The sequence below is a fragment of the Sulfitobacter sp. UBA4523 genome (assembly GCF_002388305.1).
In the GTDB taxonomy this organism is placed as follows: domain Bacteria; phylum Pseudomonadota; class Alphaproteobacteria; order Rhodobacterales; family Rhodobacteraceae; genus Sulfitobacter; species Sulfitobacter pontiacus.
Genome location: NZ_DGMH01000006.1, coordinates 4434 through 4829, shown reverse-complemented (window position 1 = coordinate 4829; position 396 = coordinate 4434). Strand labels below are relative to the sequence as shown.

At 59.3% G+C, this 396-nt stretch carries 1 protein-coding gene; it reads right to left on the bottom strand.

Annotated features, from left to right (window positions below; all coding sequences use genetic code 11):
• On the bottom strand, window positions 1–338 hold a 338-nt coding region (locus B3849_RS00960; RefSeq protein ID WP_286779706.1), incomplete at its 3' end, for an NAD(P)(+) transhydrogenase (Re/Si-specific) subunit beta.
• Window positions 339–396: the final 58 nt, after the last annotated feature.

The window sequence follows — 396 nt, the reverse complement described above, 5'->3', positions numbered from 1 at the left end:
AGCACGTTGCCCAGTTCGATATGCGCGTTATAGCCGACGAAGACCGCCGCCAGACCCACAAGGCTGTGCATCGCGGCAACCAGTTCGGGCATCTGCGTCATCTGCACTTTTGTCGCCAGTTGATAGCCGATGGCACCGCCACCCGCGATCAGGATCAGCGACAGCAGCCAGAAGCCGGCCCCCGGCCCGATCAATGTCGCAGCCACGGCCAAAGCCATGCCCACGATCCCGTACCATACCGCGCGCTTGGCGCTTTCCTGACCCGACAGCCCGCCAAGGCTGAGGATGAAGAGGATGGCGGCGACTACGTAAGCCGCTGTTGTAAAACCAAAATCCATTTACCTGAACCCTTTACGATTTTTGGAACATGGCAAGCATGCGCCGTGTCACGAGGAA